The sequence below is a fragment of the Trabulsiella guamensis ATCC 49490 genome (genome assembly GCF_000734965.1).
In the GTDB taxonomy this organism is placed as follows: domain Bacteria; phylum Pseudomonadota; class Gammaproteobacteria; order Enterobacterales; family Enterobacteriaceae; genus Trabulsiella; species Trabulsiella guamensis.
On sequence record NZ_JMTB01000104.1, the window covers coordinates 1 to 1,654 of the forward strand.

At 53.9% G+C, this 1,654-nt stretch carries 1 protein-coding gene; it reads left to right on the forward strand.

Annotation, left to right across the window (positions count from 1 at the left end; all coding sequences use genetic code 11):
• A partial coding sequence (locus GTGU_RS26135) for a beta strand repeat-containing protein (RefSeq protein WP_038159885.1) occupies window positions 1-1,654 on the forward strand: 1,654 nt, incomplete at both ends.

Sequence of the window (1,654 nt, forward strand, 5' to 3'; positions counted from 1 at the left end):
AGATAATACAGTCAACACCCTTGATGGCGACATTACCGCCGCCGACGGCGCCACCGGCGTGGTGGTGACGGGCGACGACACCCGGACCACCATTAACGGTGATGTCTATGCCTCCGGTGGGGCGACCGGGCTGACGGTTTCCGGCAATGCCGCCAGTGTGACCAATCAGGGCAGTATCACGGCGGTGGACAGCGGTTCAACCGGCGTCGCTATTGACGGGAACACTGCCAGCTTCACCAACACCGGCACCATCGACAGCAGCCTGAACGGCACTGGCGTCAGCATTACCGGCAACAGCGCCAGCGTGACGCTCGACGGCACGGTGAATGTGCATGCGGAAAAAGATGCGGACGGCGTTTACCAGGGCGCGACCGGCGTCAGCGTGGCGGGAAATGACGGCACAACGGAAATTACCGGGAACGTCAATGTGTCTGGTGGTATGCAGGCTGATGATATTAATCCGAAAGCCAGCAGCACATTAACAGGGGCGCAAATTACCGGGAATAATAACACTCTGACTATTGATGGTTCCGTGAATCTTTCGCAGGACAACCAGCTGGCCAACGTTGACAGCTATTCCTATGGTTTGTCTGTCGAAGGGAGCGGCAATAACGTTTTCATCAACAGTGGTGTCAATATTGATTCAACGCGAGTATCGACTGGCTACGATGATAATTTACCTTATGCAGCCTATGGTATTGCTGTTTCCGGTGATAACACAGTGCAGGTTAGCGGCAATTCTTCGGTAAAAGTCAGTGATGCATCAGCAGCCAATGCCGGGCTTGCGGTGGTAACCAATGGAGGGAAATTAATCCTGGACAGCGGCTCAGTGCTGGATGTCAGTTACGTGACAAATAATACTGGTGCCATAATGTCCGGCGCCATCATTCAGGCCAGCGGTTCAGGTTCAACTGCCGAAAATAAAGGGGTTATTACCACCGGGCTATCCACGTTAATGCGGGCATCAGATAACGGTACTGTCATTAACGAGGGAACCATTACTGCCAGCGATTTCAACGATACCGCAAGCACAGTGACAAGGGCAGCCATTCTGCGGGCAGACGACGCTGGCAGCCGTGCAATAAATGAGACCGGCGGAGTTATTACCATCTCTTCGCCAGATAAACCAATAGCTAATACAAGTAATCCGGATTACCCCATTGTATGGCATTACAATACAGCTTATGCCCTGCTGGCATCAAATTATGGCATCGTGGAAAACGATGCCGGGGCCACCATCAACCTGAACGGTGCGGGTCTCTATGGTGTGGCGGCCGCTAAAGGCACTGCCACCAACGCCGGCACCATTAACGTCGATGGTTTTATTCCCACACTCGATGAAGACGGCAATATCACCGCGAAGACCTTCTACAGTGCCAGTTATCTGCCTGACATGAGCGCCGGGGTGATTGTCGGCTCTACCGACGCCGGTAATGGCGATGCCACCGGTCTCAACACCGGTACCATCAATGTCAACAACGAAGGTTTCGGGATGCTGGCGCTGAACGGCGGCACCGTCACCAACCAGGGCACCATCAACCTCACCGCTGACGAGGGCGTGGAAAAATCAGCCGACAATCAGCTGATCGGGATGGGCGTGATCAACGGTGGTACCGCCATCAATGATGAATCCGGCGTCATTAACATTAATGCT